11 protein-coding genes are annotated in these 14,759 nt (G+C 61.0%); 7 read left to right on the top strand and 4 right to left on the bottom strand.

The genetic code is table 11. The features are described 5' to 3' along the window. Positions 1-114: 114 nt before the first annotated feature. Together alaS and recA are read right to left on the bottom strand one after the other, a co-directional pair. The gene (gene alaS, locus ASC97_RS11770) at positions 115-2,775 is read right to left on the bottom strand and encodes an alanine--tRNA ligase (RefSeq protein ID WP_057468529.1); all 2,661 of its coding nucleotides are present in this window, start codon (positions 2,773-2,775) and stop codon (positions 115-117) included. Between the two features lie 153 nt (positions 2,776-2,928). After that, positions 2,929-4,008 carry a recombinase RecA gene (gene recA / locus ASC97_RS11765; protein ID WP_057468528.1) on the bottom strand — a complete coding sequence of 360 codons (1,080 nt, stop codon included), beginning with the start codon at positions 4,006-4,008 and terminating at the stop codon, positions 2,929-2,931. A gap of 240 nt (positions 4,009-4,248) precedes the next feature. Between recA and ASC97_RS11760 the strand changes: the two genes are divergently transcribed. Continuing rightward, positions 4,249-5,193 (top strand): carbohydrate kinase family protein, encoded by a 945-nt coding sequence (locus tag ASC97_RS11760; protein ID WP_057469327.1) that lies wholly within the window; start codon positions 4,249-4,251, stop codon positions 5,191-5,193. A gap of 28 nt (positions 5,194-5,221) precedes the next feature. Beyond that, on the top strand, positions 5,222-6,148 hold the full coding sequence (locus tag ASC97_RS11755; protein WP_057468527.1) for a pseudouridine-5'-phosphate glycosidase: 927 nt from the start codon (positions 5,222-5,224) through the stop codon (positions 6,146-6,148). Positions 6,149-6,177: 29 nt separating this feature from the next. On the opposite strand, the gene cckA is transcribed toward ASC97_RS11755, so the two are convergent. Beyond that, complete coding sequence (gene cckA, locus ASC97_RS11750) at positions 6,178-8,775, bottom strand: cell cycle histidine kinase CckA (RefSeq protein ID WP_057468526.1); 2,598 nt, start codon at positions 8,773-8,775, stop codon at positions 6,178-6,180. 286 nt (positions 8,776-9,061) lie between these two features. On the opposite strand from cckA, the gene ASC97_RS11745 reads away from it, so the two are divergent. Continuing rightward, complete coding sequence (locus tag ASC97_RS11745) at positions 9,062-10,063, top strand: flagellar biosynthetic protein FliO (protein WP_057468525.1); 1,002 nt, start codon at positions 9,062-9,064, stop codon at positions 10,061-10,063. A gap of 90 nt (positions 10,064-10,153) precedes the next feature. On the opposite strand, the gene dksA is transcribed toward ASC97_RS11745, so the two are convergent. Continuing rightward, positions 10,154-10,573: an RNA polymerase-binding protein DksA gene (dksA, locus tag ASC97_RS11740; RefSeq protein WP_057468524.1), complete on the bottom strand. Its 420-nt coding sequence runs from the start codon at positions 10,571-10,573 to the stop codon at positions 10,154-10,156. 274 nt (positions 10,574-10,847) lie between these two features. Between dksA and ASC97_RS11735 the strand changes: the two genes are divergently transcribed. The 4 genes from ASC97_RS11735 to ASC97_RS11720 all read left to right on the top strand — a co-directional run bounded on the left by ASC97_RS11735 (position 10,848) and on the right by ASC97_RS11720 (position 14,738). Further along, positions 10,848-11,345: a SixA phosphatase family protein gene (locus tag ASC97_RS11735; protein WP_057468523.1), complete on the top strand. Its 498-nt coding sequence runs from the start codon at positions 10,848-10,850 to the stop codon at positions 11,343-11,345. 75 nt (positions 11,346-11,420) lie between these two features. Beyond that, on the top strand, positions 11,421-12,896 hold the full coding sequence (locus ASC97_RS11730) for a YcjX family protein (RefSeq protein WP_057468522.1): 1,476 nt from the start codon (positions 11,421-11,423) through the stop codon (positions 12,894-12,896). Further along, on the top strand, positions 12,893-13,981 hold the full coding sequence (locus tag ASC97_RS11725; RefSeq protein WP_057468521.1) for a YcjF family protein: 1,089 nt from the start codon (positions 12,893-12,895) through the stop codon (positions 13,979-13,981). The genes ASC97_RS11730 and ASC97_RS11725 overlap by 4 nt, the downstream gene beginning before the upstream one ends. A 205-nt stretch (positions 13,982-14,186) precedes the next feature. Next, positions 14,187-14,738, top strand: coding sequence for a hypothetical protein (locus ASC97_RS11720; RefSeq protein ID WP_057468520.1), 552 nt, complete (start codon positions 14,187-14,189; stop codon positions 14,736-14,738). Positions 14,739-14,759: the final 21 nt, after the last annotated feature.

Raw genomic sequence — 14,759 nt, 5'->3', positions numbered from 1 at the left:
TTCGATCTGGTGCAGAAAACCATAGCCTGATTTGACAAATCCTGCGGAATGCGACGGCAACAAAAAGAAAAGGCGGGGACCTGCCCCGCCTTCAAAAAATTTACACACGGCAGATTAGCTCGCCAGAGCGACCGCCACGGCCTCGATTGCCTCGTCGGCCTTCGAGCCATCGGGCCCGCCTGCCTGAGCCATGTCGGGACGGCCGCCGCCGCCCTTGCCGCCGAGGGCAGCCGACGCGACCCGAACCAGATCGACGGCGCTGAAGCGACCGACGAGATCTTCCGTAACGGCGACGACGGCGCTTGCCTTGCCGTCTTCGGAAACGCCGATCAGGGTTACGATACCCGAACCCAGGCTTACCTTGCCGTCATCGGCCAGTCCCTTCAGATCCTTGGGATCGACACCGGAGATCGCCTTGCCCAGGAATTTGACACCGGCCACGTCGCGGACGGCATCCGCTGAGCCGCCCTGCCCGCCGCCCATGGCAAGCTTACGCTTGGCATCGGCCAGCTCACGCTCCAGCTTGCGGCGCTCGTCGATGAGCGCTTCGACGCGCGAAAGCACCTCGCCCGGCTGGACCTTGAGCGATGCAGCAAGCGACTTCACACGCTCGTCCTGCTCGGCCAGATATTCGCGCGCTGACTCTCCGGTGACCGCTTCGACACGGCGAACGCCGGCTCCGACCGCGCTTTCACCGAGAACACGGATAAGGCCGATCTGCCCGGTCGCCGCGACATGGGTGCCGCCGCAAAGTTCGATCGAATAGGCCTTGCCCGCCTTCTGACCGCGCACGCCCTGCCCCATGGCGACAACGCGAACCTCATCGCCGTATTTCTCGCCGAAGAGCGCCATCGCACCTTCCGCGATCGCGTCGTCAACGCTCATCAGGCGCGTCGTGACGGGCGCGTTCTGCAAAACGATCTCGTTTGCCATATCCTCGACGACCTTGAGTTCCTCAGCCGACATCGGCTTCGGATGCGAAACGTCGAAGCGCAGCCGCTCGGGCGCCACCAGCGAACCCTTCTGGGCAACGTGCGTGCCGAGAACCTCGCGTAGCGCCTCATGCAGCAGGTGAGTGGCTGAATGGTTGGCCCGCAGCCGCGAACGACGGGCGTGATCGACCGTCAGCACCACCTCGTCGCCGGATTTCACCGAACCTTCGACAACGCTGCCGATATGAACGAAGAGGCCCTCGCCCTTCTTCTGTGTGTCGATGATCTCAATCTTGGCCGTCTCCGACGTGATGACACCGGTGTCACCCATCTGCCCGCCGGATTCGCCATAAAACGGCGTCTGGTTGACGATGATCTGCACCTTGTCGCCGACGGCGGCCGAAGCGACGGACGCGCCGTCCCTGACGATGGCCTGAATGACGCCTTCGGCACTCTCGGTATCGTAGCCGAGGAACTCGGTCGCTCCGTTCTTGTCCCTGAGTTCGAACCAGATGGTCTCGGTCGCCTTGTCGCCCGACCCCGTCCAATGCGAGCGGGCTTCTGCCTTCTGGCGCTCCATCGCATCGGTGAAGCTCGATATGTCAACGCCGATCTCGCGGGCGCGCAATGCATCCTGCGTCAGGTCGAGCGGGAAGCCGTAGGTGTCGTAAAGCTTGAACGCCGTCTCGCCGTCGAGCATGTCGCCCTTGCCGAGCGTACTCGTAGCGTCGGAAAGCAGCGAAAGACCGCGCTCCAGCGTCTTGCGGAAGCGGGTTTCTTCGAGCTTCAGCGTTTCGGAAATCAGGGATTCGGCACGCACCAGTTCTGGATAGGCGCGGCCCATCTGTTGGACCAGCGTCGGCAGAAGCCGCCAGATCAGCGGATCCTTGGCGCCCAGCAACTGCGCATGGCGCATGGCGCGGCGCATGATGCGGCGCAGAACATAGCCGCGACCCTCGTTTGACGGCAGGACCCCGTCGGCGATCAGGAACGCCGAGGAACGCAGATGGTCGGCAATGACGCGATGGCTGGCACGGCGCTCGCCCTCGGCCTTGACCCCGGTTGCCTCTTCTGAAGCCTCGATCAAGGCTCGGAACAGATCGATGTCGTAGTTGTCGTGCTTGCCCTGCAAAACAGCCGCAACGCGCTCAAGACCCATGCCGGTATCGATCGACGGACGAGGCAGGTCGACGCGCTCTTCCTTCGTCAGCTGCTCGTACTGCATGAAGACGAGGTTCCAGATCTCGATGAAGCGATCGCCGTCCTCTTCCGGCGAACCGGGAGGACCACCCCAGATATGATCGCCGTGATCGTAAAAAATCTCCGAACAGGGACCGCACGGACCGGTATCGCCCATCGCCCAGAAGTTATCGCTGGTCGGAATACGGATGATCTTGTCGTCCGACAGCCCGGCGATCTTCTTCCACAGGCCAAATGCCTCGTCGTCCGTATGATAGACGGTGACCAGCAGGCGCTTGGCATCGAGACCTAATTCCTTGGTGATCAGGTTCCACGCGAGTTCGATCGCGCGTTCCTTGAAGTAGTCACCGAAGGAAAAGTTGCCGAGCATTTCAAAGAACGTGTGGTGGCGCGCGGTATAACCCACATTGTCCAGATCGTTATGCTTGCCGCCTGCGCGCACGCACTTCTGTGCAGACGATGCGGTCTTGTAGGGACGCTGCTCGAGACCGGTAAAAACGTTCTTGAACTGGACCATGCCTGCATTCGTAAACATCAATGTCGGGTCGTTGCGCGGCACCAACGGGCTCGACGGAACGATCTCGTGGCCGTTCTTCTTGAAATAGTCGAGGAAGGTCGACCGGATATCATTCACACCGCTCATGCTATGCCCTTCAATGCTGCCAAAGGCAGGTCAAAACGTAAAGTCAGTGGCTTTTATCGTCCGCGTTAACCACTGTCCAGCAGACAAACAAAACCGGCCGCATTCTGATGAAGGAATGCGGCCGGTTTCAACTATTCGCAGGCAGCGGAAGACTTAGCCTTCGCCGTCCCCTTCGTTGGCATCGGGACCACCATTCTGAAGCTGCTCGGCAATCAAGCCGGCATTCTGGCGGATCGACGTCTCGATCTCGCGCATCACCTCAGGATTGTCGCGCAGGAAGATCTTCGCATTTTCGCGGCCCTGCCCGAGACGCTGGCTGTTGTAGGAGAACCATGCACCCGACTTTTCGACGATCCCGGCCTTGACGCCGAGGTCGACCAGTTCGCCGGTCTTGGAGACGCCCTCGCCATACATGATGTCGAATTCCACCTGCTTGAAGGGAGGCGCCATCTTGTTCTTGACGACCTTGACGCGCGTCTGGTTGCCGATCACCTCTTCGCGCTCCTTGACCGCGCCGATACGGCGGATGTCGAGGCGGACCGAGGCATAGAACTTCAGTGCGTTGCCGCCTGTCGTCGTTTCGGGCGAACCGAACATGACGCCGATCTTCATGCGAATCTGGTTGATGAAGATGACCATGGTCTTCGACTTCGAGATCGAAGCCGTGAGCTTGCGCAGCGCCTGGCTCATCAAACGTGCCTGGAGACCCGGCAGGCTGTCACCCATTTCGCCTTCGATTTCAGCACGCGGCGTCAGTGCGGCAACCGAATCCACCACAAGCACGTCGATGGCGCCTGAGCGCACCAGCGTATCGGTAATTTCAAGGGCCTGCTCGCCGGTATCCGGCTGCGAGATCAAAAGATTGTGCAGATCGACGCCGAGCTTGCGGGCATAGACCGGATCGAGTGCGTGTTCAGCATCGACGAAGGCGCAGATGCCACCCTTCTTCTGCGCTTCCGCAATGGTCTGCAGCGCCAGCGTCGTCTTGCCAGAGCTTTCCGGACCGTAAATCTCGACTATGCGCCCCTTGGGCAGGCCGCCGATTCCGAGTGCGATATCCAGGCCGAGAGAGCCCGTCGAAACAGTCTCGATCTCGACGACGCTCTCGTTCGAGCCGAGCTTCATGATAGAGCCCTTGCCGAACGACCGCTCGATCTGTGAGAGTGCCGCTTCAAGTGCCTTGCTTTTGTCCACCGATTTGTCCTCTACAAGCCGCAATGTATTCTGTGACATTCGATCCACCTTTAGGTTATTGAAGCCGCTCAAGCAATGTCGCCGCCGATATCGATTTTGTACCGCATTTGTTCTCATGCCGCAAGTGCCGTGCAACCGATTGAAAGAAAAAGGTAAAATGTCCCGTGTTCTACATTTGTTTTATCGATGGAAAGCAAGGGCTTACGCATGCGCGTCCCGGCTCTTCGCTCCACCATGCTGCCGGACGATTCGGATCCTCCGGCAGCAGGGGACGGTGACATGCGAAAGAAGATTCTTGTTCTCGGCGGAGCCCACATCGACAGGCGCGGCCGCATCTCCGGAGAGACCTCTGAAGGCGCCAGCAATCCTGGTTCCTGGTTCGAGGAGCCGGGCGGCGGCGGCTTCAATGCAGCGCGCAATCTCGCCCGACTGGGCTTCGACGTCACGATGATCTCGCCGCGCGGCGGCGACCCGACCGGCGAAATGGTGAGCGAAGCTGCCGACTATGCCGGCATTGACGATCGGCCGTTTGTTTTCCTCGACCGCAAGACTCCGAGCTATACCGCGATCATCGAACGCGACGGCAACCTCGTCATTGCGCTCGCGGATATGGATCTCTATCGCATGTTCGTGCCGCGGCGCCTGTCGATCCGCGCGGTCCGCGAAGCCTTTGCCGCCGCCGATTTCATCGTCTTCGACGCCAACCTTCCGGAAGACACGCTGGCCGCCATCGTCGCCCGCGCCAATGCGCTCGGCAAGCCGGTCGGCGCAATCGCGATCTCGCCGGCAAAAGTCGTCAAGCTGAAACGCTGCATGCAGGGTATCGACTATCTCTTCCTCAATGAAGCGGAAGCCGCGGCACTCACCGGCGAGCGGCCGAACGACCCTTCGCACTGGCCGTCACTGCTCGGTGACACCGGCCTCAAGGGCGGCGTGGTGACCCGCGGGCAGCGTGAGTTGATCGCCTTTGCCAATGGTCGGGTCGTTGCGCTGCAGCCGGCCGACGTCCCCGATGTGGCGGACGTCACCGGCGCCGGAGATTCGCTCGCCGCCGGCTTCATTGCCGCGCTCATGCGTGGGCTGCCGCTCGCGGACGCTGTCCGAGATGGAGCGGCGGCCGCGGCTCTCACCGTTCAATCGCCGCACGCCGTGAACGAAAATCTCTCCGCTGATCTGCTGAAGCAGACGCTTGCTCTTGTCCCTGAGCCAAGAATTCTGCATTGAAGCACCAAAGAATGAAATGGAAGATACAATGACGAAGCCCGTGTCCCCACTCCTGCCGATCGCTTATTCGAAGGAAGTCGCCAGCGCCAAGCAGCGCGGCGCCCCGATCGTGGCCCTGGAATCCACGATCATCACCCATGGCATGCCCTATCCCGGCAACATCGAAATGGCGCGAAGCGTCGAATCGATCATCCGTGAACAGGGTGCGGTGCCCGCGACCATCGCGGTCATCCACGGCACGCTGCACATCGGCCTGGAAGCCGAAGAGCTCGAACAGCTCGCGCAGGCGAAAGACGTTCTGAAGGTCTCGCGCGCCGACCTCGCCTTCGCGATCGCCGAACGTCGCCATGGTGCGACGACGGTCGCCGCGACCATGATCGCGGCCGAGCGCGCCGGCATCAAGGTCTTCGCGACGGGCGGCATCGGCGGCGTCCATCGCGGCGCTGAAGACAGCTTCGACATATCAGCCGACCTTGAGGAACTCGGTCGCACCGGTGTCATCGTCGTCTGCGCTGGCGCAAAGGCGATCCTCGATATCCCCAAGACCTTGGAAGTCCTCGAAACGGCGGGCGTCCCGGTCGTTACCTATGAAAGCGAAGAGTTCCCAGCCTTCTGGTCGCGCTCGTCGGGCTTGCGCAGCCCGCTGACGCTGAACAGTCCGGCAGCGATTGCCAATTTCCAGACAGTTCGCGAGCAGCTCGGCATAGACGGCGGCATGCTGATTGCCAATCCGGTGCCTGAGGCGGACGAAATCGCGCGCGAAGAGATGGAAATCTACATCGAGCGAGCACTCGACAGCGCCGAGCGCGACGAGATCAGCGGCAAGTCCGTGACCCCCTACCTGCTCAGCACCATCTTCGATCTGACCGACGGCCAGAGCCTGAAGACAAACATCGCGCTTGTCGAAAACAACGCCCGCCTGGCGGCGGAAATCGCTGTCGCACTGACGGCCTGATCGATCAGGGAGGCGCTGGTGCGCCTCCCCTAGCTGTCCAGCGTCTCCTTGACGACGACGGCGAGCTGTTTCAGCGAGAATGGCTTGGGCAGGAAGCCGAATTTCGATTCCGGCGGCAGGTTGCGGGCAAACGCATCCTCGGCGTAGCCCGAGACGAAAATGAACTTCAGATCCGGGTATGTCTTGCGCAGTTCGCGCAACAGCGTGGGCCCATCCATTTCAGGCATCACCACGTCTGAGACGACGATATCGACCTTGCCGTCCAATTCCTCCATGATCTCAAGCGCTTCGACACCGGAACCCGCTTCATGAACGGTGTAGCCGCGCGTTTCGAGCATTCGCTTGCCGCCACGACGCACAGCCTCTTCGTCCTCGACCAGCAGAATGACTGCCGAACCGGTTAGATCTTCGGGCTGCTCGGGCACCGGCGCCGGTTGGACGAGCGTTCCGGCAGCAAGGGTCAACGCCTCCGCCTCTGCGGCGATCGCCGGGTCGACGATGTGGCGCGGCAGGAAGACTCGGAACGTAGTGCCCTTGCCGATTTCGGACTCCGGCTGGATATAGCCACCGGATTGCTTGACGATGCCGTAGACCATGGCCAAGCCGAGACCGGTTCCCTTGCCCACGTCCTTGGTTGTGAAGAACGGCTCGAAGATCTTGTCCATGATTTCGGGCGCGATGCCGGTCCCGTTGTCGGAAACCTCGACCAGCACCATGTCCTCGTGCGGCATGTAGGAATAGTTGAAGGCCGCGACCTCGTCTGCCGTCACATTCTTCGTGCGCAGCGTTAGCTTGCCGCCTTGCGGCATGGCATCCCGGGCATTGACGCAGAGATTGATGAGAACCTGCTCGAACTGGGAAAGATCGGTCTTGACCGGCCACAGGTCACGCCCGTACTCCACGTCGAGCTTGACGTTCGTTCCGGAAAGAAGCCGGTCGACAAGCATCCTGAGATCGCCGACCAAATCCGTCAGGTTGAGCACCGTTGGGCGCATCGTCTGCTTGCGCGAAAAGGCTAGGAGTTGCCGCACGAGGACCGCGGCACGATTTGCGTTGCGCTTGATCTCCATCAAGTCCGCAAAGCCCGGATCCGCCGGCCGCGCCTGCAGCAGCAGGTGGTCGGACGAGAGCAGGATAGCCGTCAGAACGTTGTTGAAATCATGCGCTATTCCGCCCGCCAGAGTGCCCACGGCATTCATCTTCTGCGTCTGCGCCATTTGCGCCTCGAGCGCTTTCTGTTCCGTCACCTCCACGGCATAGACGATGGCAGCCTCTTCCGGCGCCTCGTCGCTTTGATCGATCACGGCGTTCACATAGAAGCGGAAATGACGCGAATCGTCGGCCTGCGTTTTCGAATCGATCGGTGGGATATCGCCCTGACGGTCCTTTGCTGCCGCCAGCGCGTGTTGCAGCCGCGGCTTGTCGATGTCCTGCACAATCGTCTCGAAGAACGCGCCGTTCTCGACATCGTCGCGGGAGACGATACCGGAGAAAAGCTTCAGGAACGGAGCGTTTGTCCGCAGGATGCGGCCATTGCCGTCGACCGAGGCGATCGCCATCGGCGTATTGTTGAAGAAGCGCGTAAAGCGCATTGACGCGGCAGACGCAGACTGGTCGCCTTCGCCGCCCTGACGACGCGTCAGCACGATCGTCCGGCTTTCGCCCGGCGCACCGTCGCGCATCGAGGTGACGCTGTGAACGATCTGCACGGGGACGCTCTGGCCTGTGGATCTCTTGAGATCGAGATCGAGCGTCACGGTCTTCTTGAGACCCGGATCGGCCTGGACGGACTGGATAAGCGCCAACCCTTCGCCGGCCACCAGATCGCCGATCGTCATCGAGCCCGGAATGAACTTGGTGAGATCGATACCGAGCCATTCGGCCAAGGTGGCGTTCAGATAGAAGATCTCACCCTTGCGCCCGGCGGAAAAGAATCCGGCGGGGGCATGATCGAGGTAGTCGATTGCGTTCTGCAACTCCTTGAAAAAGCGCTCCTGATCGTCTCTTTCCGACGTAATGTCGCTGATCTGCCAGATCCGCAGCGGCTTGCCGCCGCGTTCTTCGCTCTGCAGAACGCGTGCTTTCAGGCGATACCAATGCGCGCCGGATCCGTTGATCGACGGCCCCAGGGCCCTCAAAAGCCTGAATTCCTCGCGCCCCTCCTTGCCCTCTCTCAATCCGTTGGAAAGGCGATAGAGAGCTTCGTTCGATTCACGGTGGCGCGACAAAAGCGCCTCGAGAGTCTGCACCTCGGTGGGTTTGCGGGCACCGGTCAACGCCCCGTAAGCGGCGTTGGCGTAAACGATACGGCCTTTCTCGTCGGTAATCAGCGAACCATCGGGATGGCTGTTCAGAAATGCACGCGCCAGACTGTCGGATTGATGTTGCGGCATGACCTCGATAAAGCCGATGATCGACGAGACCAGGAAGAAAATGCCAACCATGGCCAGCACCCCGAGGACGCCCAGAACCATTTCGTTGTCGAGCGAATTCTTGAAGACGACGAAGGCGGCAGCGGCGCCGATCAGCACCAGCGCGAGCAAAAGAATGCGCAACGCCGTCCCTGCGCGCCCTCCACGCTCCACGAGCGGTTCGCTAAAGTTGTCGGCCTGACGCGGTTTCGTCATCTAGTCCCTCGCATTGCCTGCCCGTCGTCCCTCGCAACATAGGGAACAAGCAGGAATCAGGCGCTTCTTTCTTCTTAGCAACTTGCTGCTCCACCAAAAACACCGCTAACCATGAAGAGTGATTGAATTCACAAGCAACAGCGCCACTTTTCCCGTTTAAATGCACTGTTGGAAGGCAGGTGCTAATCCACATGGCCGTTCGACTGACTGGACAAGGCGCGTATCCCTTGTTTACGAAGCGGAAAAGTCGTCATGTGGTTGAAAACCGCGAAGGGAGTACGTGAAGATGTTCGATGACCTGATAGGCGCTTATGGCAGTCGCTTCCTTCTTGCTGCCGGCGGCGTTGGCATCGCACTGCTGCTCCTCGTCGTAGTGCTCTTGATCATCCGCAGCCGGGCACCGTCGCCGTTTGTCCGGGGCGGACGCAACCGTCAGCCTCGGCTGCAGGTTCTCGATGCGGCGGCTGTGGATGCGCGTCGCCGCCTGGTTCTCGTCCGCCGGGACGATGTCGAGCACCTGGTGATGATCGGCGGGCCGACCGATATCGTGATCGAAAGCAGAATTCTGCCGCGCGTCGAATCGGAAGCGGAGCCTGCGCGCGTTCCGGCTGCGGAACAAAAGGAACAACCGGTGATGATGATCGCCGACGCAGATCCGGTTGCGCCTCCTGCCCCGAAGCCGGCGATGGCCCGCAGCCCGGCTCCCGTCGAGGAGTATGTGCCGGAGCCTGCGGCGATCAAACCAACGCCCGTTCCAGAGCCGCGCCAGCCGGCGGAAGCGGCAGCCGTGGAGGGCGAACGTTCGCCTCGTCCTGTGCCCTCATCCGCTCCCTCCATTGAGCCGCGCCCACAGCAGCAGACCTTCGCCTCGCGGGAATCGCCACCTATCGAGGCGTCGGCCGCAGCCGAAATTCTCGATTCCGCTCGCCAGCGGGTTCTCACTCCCCAACGGGTCGAACCTCAGCTGATTCGCCCGGCCAACAGGCACCCGGCCGCTATGCAGCCCAGCACCTCACCGGCAGTCAATCCCATTGGCGCGCCGGCGGCCCCCCCCTCAGCACAGCCGAGCGATTTCCAGCGCGTTCTTGAAGAAGAGATGACAAGCACGCTTGCGGCAGAGCGTATCGTTCCTGCCCAGACTGCGCCAATCCGCCCCTTACCGGGCCAGGGTCCCGGCAACCTGCCCCGCCGTGATCCGGAGATGGCACCCATCACCGGCGCCGACGCAGCCCTTCAGAACGAGGTTGCCCGCATCTTCGGCGAGATGAGCGTCAACCGGGACAAATAGCAGGTTCGGCAAGATCGCTTTGCCACTCCGGAAACGAAAAAAGGCACTGCGATCGCCGCAGTGCCTCTTGATAGGTTGGATTTGCCGGGCCTATTCGTCTCGATAGACCTTCTCGCGACGCTCGTGACGCTCCTGCGCCTCGATGGAAAGCGTTGCGATCGGGCGGGCGTCGAGACGCTTGAGGCCGATAGGCTCACCGGTTTCCTCGCAGTAGCCGTAAGTGCCGTCCTCGATACGCTGGAGCGCTGCATCTATCTTGGATATCAGCTTTCTCTGGCGATCGCGGGCACGCAACTCGATGGCCCTGTCTGTTTCGGAAGACGCCCTGTCGGCGAGATCCGGGTGGTTTGCGCTTTCCTCGGCCAGATGGTCGAGCGTTTCGCGCGCCTCTCTGAGGATGTCGTTTCTCCAGGCTACCAACTTCGACCTGAAATAGGCCCGCTGATTGCCGTTCATAAACTCTTCCTCTTCCGAGGGTACGTAGTTGCTAAGATCGATCTTCTCACTCAACGCGATTCTCCTGAAGAACATCTCATCTGGCGGCTGTATATCCCGAGCACCACGTCTGATTCAAGCCCAATACGCTAGGTAAACAGATTTTTAAATCCGTCACATTTTTGAGCTAACAGACTATTTTTGCGTCATTATTTTGCTTGAGGCATATCTCATATGGCTGGAGCCACTACAGGTTTTGCCGTAACTTGCTCTCGGGATTCGCCAGCATGGTTGACGCGGAACCTAAGCAACCGCTACTGAAAAAGCTTCCTCGAGCGTGGATTTTCCTATGACCGCAATCCTGCCTCCGCCGTCCCGGATCTATCTTTTGCGGCATGCGGAAGCTGCCTGGGCGGCCCCTGGGCAGAGCGATTTCGATCGCCCGTTGAACGAGCAAGGCTACGCGGACGCCGAGATCGTTGCCGACAAAGCAGCTGACAAGGGGTACCGGCCCGACCTAGTGCTGAGTTCGACCGCGCTGCGCTGCCGCGACACGGCCGATGCAATCCACCGCGCCATGGGATCGACCGTCGATATTCGATTCGTCGATGCGCTCTACAACGCCTCCCCCGACATCTACCTTGAAATCATCGGCGCCCAGGAATCGGTAAATTCCGTGATGCTCATCGGCCACAACCCCACGATGGAGCAGACGCTGGAGGCTTTGATCGGGCATCGGGCGCTGTCTCAGGCGCTGCCGACCGGTTTTCCCACGGCCGGTCTTGCTGTGCTCGACAGTGACAATGGCGCCACGGGTTGGCGCCTTGTCGACTTCGTGATCGACTGACCTCCTGACGGCGCTCCTTTTCCTATCGCATGCCGGTTCCTATATGGCGTTCTACCATCCAATCGGGATTTCGCCTTGCCCCCCAGCCTGACATCCTTCGCAGACGACGCGCGCATCGCCTTGGAGAACCTCTCCGACCGCGCCACAGGTCTCGTCAATCCGACCATCCGGTTGGGGGTGACCGGACTTTCACGCTCAGGCAAGACGGTTTTCATTTCCTCGCTGGTGCACAATCTGCTGCACGGCGGGCGGCTGCCGTTGTTCGAACCGGTGCAGTCGGGCCGCGTCTCGGCCGTGCGCCTGGAACAGCAACCCGATGATGCGGTACCGCGCTTCCAGTATGAGGACCACATTCGATCCCTGGTGAAGAACCGCGTCTGGCCAGATTCGACGCGGGCGATTTCCGAGCTCCGCATCACCCTTGACTATCAGAGCGCAAGCGGCTGGAACCGCTTCTTCTCTCCTGGCAGGCTGTCGATCGATATCGTCGACTACCCCGGCGAATGGCTGCTCGATCTGCCGCTGCTCGCAAAGGACTATCGCGCATTCAGCGAAGAGACCATTGCGCTTGCGGGAAGCGGTATCCGCGGCGAACTCTCGCGGGAGTGGCTGGCGCTGACGCGCCGGTGCGACGTCACAGCCTCGGCCGACGAAATGCTTGCACGTGACCTCGCGACAGCCTTTGCCGACTATCTGAAAGCCTGCAAGGCAGACGAACGTTCGCTTTCGACGCTTCCACCAGGCCGCTTTCTTCTGCCCGGCGATCTGGACGGTTCTCCGGCCCTCACCTTCGCGCCTCTTGTCCTCCCGCCGGATGCCAGGCCTGAAAAAGGCTCCCTCTGGGCGATGATGGAGCGGCGCTACGAGGCCTATAAGTCAGTCGTCGTCAAACCTTTTTTCCGGGAGCATTTCGCGCGTCTCGACCGACAGATCGTTCTTATCGACGCTCTCCAGGCGATCAATCGCGGGCCGGAAGCCGTACAGGATCTGGAACGCGCGCTGACGGATGTTCTGGCATGCTTTAGGCCCGGTACGAATTCCCTGTTGTCCTCCATCCTCGGCCGCCGCATCGATCGTGTTCTCGTCGCCGCAACCAAAGCCGATCATCTGCATCACGAAAGCCATCACCGGCTGGACGCCCTGACCCGGCGCCTTGTCGACCGCGCCGTCCAGCGCATCGGCATGGCGGGCGCCGGCATCGATGTCATGGCGCTTGCCTCCGTCCGGGCAACGCGCGAAGCCACGGTCAAGCGCGATGGCCACGATCTGCCGGTCATTGTGGGAACGCCGATGGATGGAGAGACGATCGCCGGCGAACGCTTTGACGGCCTCAAGAAAACGGCGATTTTTCCAGGCGACCTTCCCGAAAATCCCGAGGCTCTCTTCGAAAGCATTGAATCGGGCAATCGCGATGTCCAGTTGCCTGATGTGAACGTGATCCGGTTTCGTCCTCCGCATATCGAGGAGGCCGAAGGCGGCATCACGCTTTCCGTACCGCATATCCGCCTCGATCGGGCCATGCAATTCCTGTTCGGAGACCGCCTCGCATGATCAAGCCGCCTTCCGATCAGCCGCCGAGACCGCGCCGCGTCCCGGCGGCTTTCGCCTATGAGGACAACGCTCAGCCGCTACGCACCGAAACGAAGGGGCCAGTTCGCAAGCCAGCAAGCTTTGGCGATCAGATCGTCCTGACCGCCGACGAGGACGACCCGTTTCTCAACCCGGAGAGGGACACGCCGCCCCTTCCTGTCGCCGTGCCCCGCAAGCGCGGTACATCCTTCGGCAAGATCGCGCTCGGCGCCTTCGGTGTGTTGTTCTCGCTTGCCTTTGGTCTCTGGACGGACAGCCTTATCCATAACCTCTTCACCCGCGCCGACTGGCTCGGATACGCGGCTCTCGCCGCGTTGGCGATCGGTATCCTGGCTGTCGTCGCCATCGTCGTCAGGGAGACTGCCGGCATGATGCGGCTGGCTGCCGTGCAGACGATCAAGGCGGAAGCCGAGGAGGCGATCCTCGAAACCAAGCCAGCCAAGGCACGAGCGCTGGTGAAAAGCCTAGAAACCCTGCTCGCCGGCAAAGCCGAGACAGCCAGGGGCCGGGCGACGCTGAAGGCCGCCGAAGGCGACATCATTGACGCCCCGCATCTCATCGCGCTGGCGGAGCGGGAGCTCCTTGCGCCACTGGACCGGCAGGCGCGCGGCCTGATCGTCAATGCCTCCAAACGCGTCTCGATCGTCACCGCCGTCAGCCCGCGTGCCATCGTCGACCTGCTGTACGTCCTCTATGAGGCAGCAAGGCTCGTTCGTGCGATGGCAGAGCTCTATGGCGGCAGACCGGGTACGCTCGGGATGCTTCGGCTTATGCGGGACGTTCTCGCCCATCTCGCCGTCACGGGCTCGATCGCGGTCGGCGACAGCCTCGTGCAACAAGTCCTCGGCCATGGTCTCGCTTCGAGATTGTCCGCTCGCCTTGGCGAAGGCGTTGTCAATGGCCTGATGACCGCGCGCATAGGCATTGCAGCGATGGACCTCTGCCGGCCGTTGGCGTTTCACGCTTTGAAGCGTCCGGGAATCGGCGACTTCATCGGCGATTTGACGCCGACGATGTCCCGACGTAACCCTGGCGACAAAAGCTGAACTTTCTTGGACGCTTGCGGATCGTCGGCGAGAAAGACCGAAGAGCACGTGTCTGTTTCAACACCTTGCTGGCGTCTACCCCTAGCTAGGGTGATATCAAAAAGCCCGCAATTGCGCCCATCTCCGCGCTTTAGAAACCAACCGTTAACCATTCTTCGGCAAAACTTGCTATTAGTTAAGCGATACGGTTCGCTAAGGAAAATCGATGTACTCGCGCAAGTTTCTCTCTTTATTCGGCCTCGCGGCGATTGCCCTTTCGCCTTTCGTCGATACCGCTCCGGCGGCTACCGCTGCGACCCGCGACAGGGCGTTCTTTCAGTCTGTTGCCGGCAGCTGGAAAGGCCCGGGCGAAATCGTCGCCGGCAAGTACAAGGGTACGAAGTTCAACTGCAACCTGATAGGCGAGCCGGTGAGAGATGGCGGCAACGGCATCAAACTCGACGGAAGCTGCAGGGTCGGCGTATTCAAGCAGCCGATGACCGCGTTGATTTCCCAGTCGGGTAGCAGCTACAAGGGAAAATTCCTTGATGGCGCTGCAGGCAAGGGCCTCGATGTCGTTTCGGGCACCGTCACCGACGATACCGTTGTGGTCGGCCTCAACCGCGCGAAGCTGAACGGCGCGATGATTGCCCGCATCCGCGACGACAAGACGATGAACGTAACCGTCTCGGTCAAGGTTGAAAGCCAGATGATCCCGGTGATCGGATTGACGCTTACGCGCCAGGTCGACGAGATCACGGTAGGTTCTGTCGAGTAGTTGCCGCACAGGCAGCCAATC

This window comes from Rhizobium sp. Root1203, from assembly GCF_001424945.1.
GTDB lineage: Bacteria > Pseudomonadota > Alphaproteobacteria > Rhizobiales > Rhizobiaceae > Rhizobium.
The sequence above is the reverse complement of the archived record's forward strand: the minus strand, read 5'-3'. Positions and strand labels throughout refer to the sequence as shown.

Coding starts and splice junctions, on each gene's coding strand:
- ASC97_RS11720 (WP_057468520.1), top strand. CDS start 14,187: ATGTACTCGCGCAAGTTTCTCTCTTTATTCGGCCTCGCGGCGATTGCC.
- recA (WP_057468528.1), bottom strand. CDS start 4,008: ATGTCACAGAATACATTGCGGCTTGTAGAGGACAAATCGGTGGACAAA.
- ASC97_RS11745 (WP_057468525.1), top strand. CDS start 9,062: ATGTTCGATGACCTGATAGGCGCTTATGGCAGTCGCTTCCTTCTTGCT.
- ASC97_RS11735 (WP_057468523.1), top strand. CDS start 10,848: ATGACCGCAATCCTGCCTCCGCCGTCCCGGATCTATCTTTTGCGGCAT.
- alaS (WP_057468529.1), bottom strand. CDS start 2,775: ATGAGCGGTGTGAATGATATCCGGTCGACCTTCCTCGACTATTTCAAG.
- cckA (WP_057468526.1), bottom strand. CDS start 8,775: ATGACGAAACCGCGTCAGGCCGACAACTTTAGCGAACCGCTCGTGGAG.
- ASC97_RS11755 (WP_057468527.1), top strand. CDS start 5,222: ATGACGAAGCCCGTGTCCCCACTCCTGCCGATCGCTTATTCGAAGGAA.
- ASC97_RS11760 (WP_057469327.1), top strand. CDS start 4,249: ATGCGAAAGAAGATTCTTGTTCTCGGCGGAGCCCACATCGACAGGCGC.
- ASC97_RS11725 (WP_057468521.1), top strand. CDS start 12,893: ATGATCAAGCCGCCTTCCGATCAGCCGCCGAGACCGCGCCGCGTCCCG.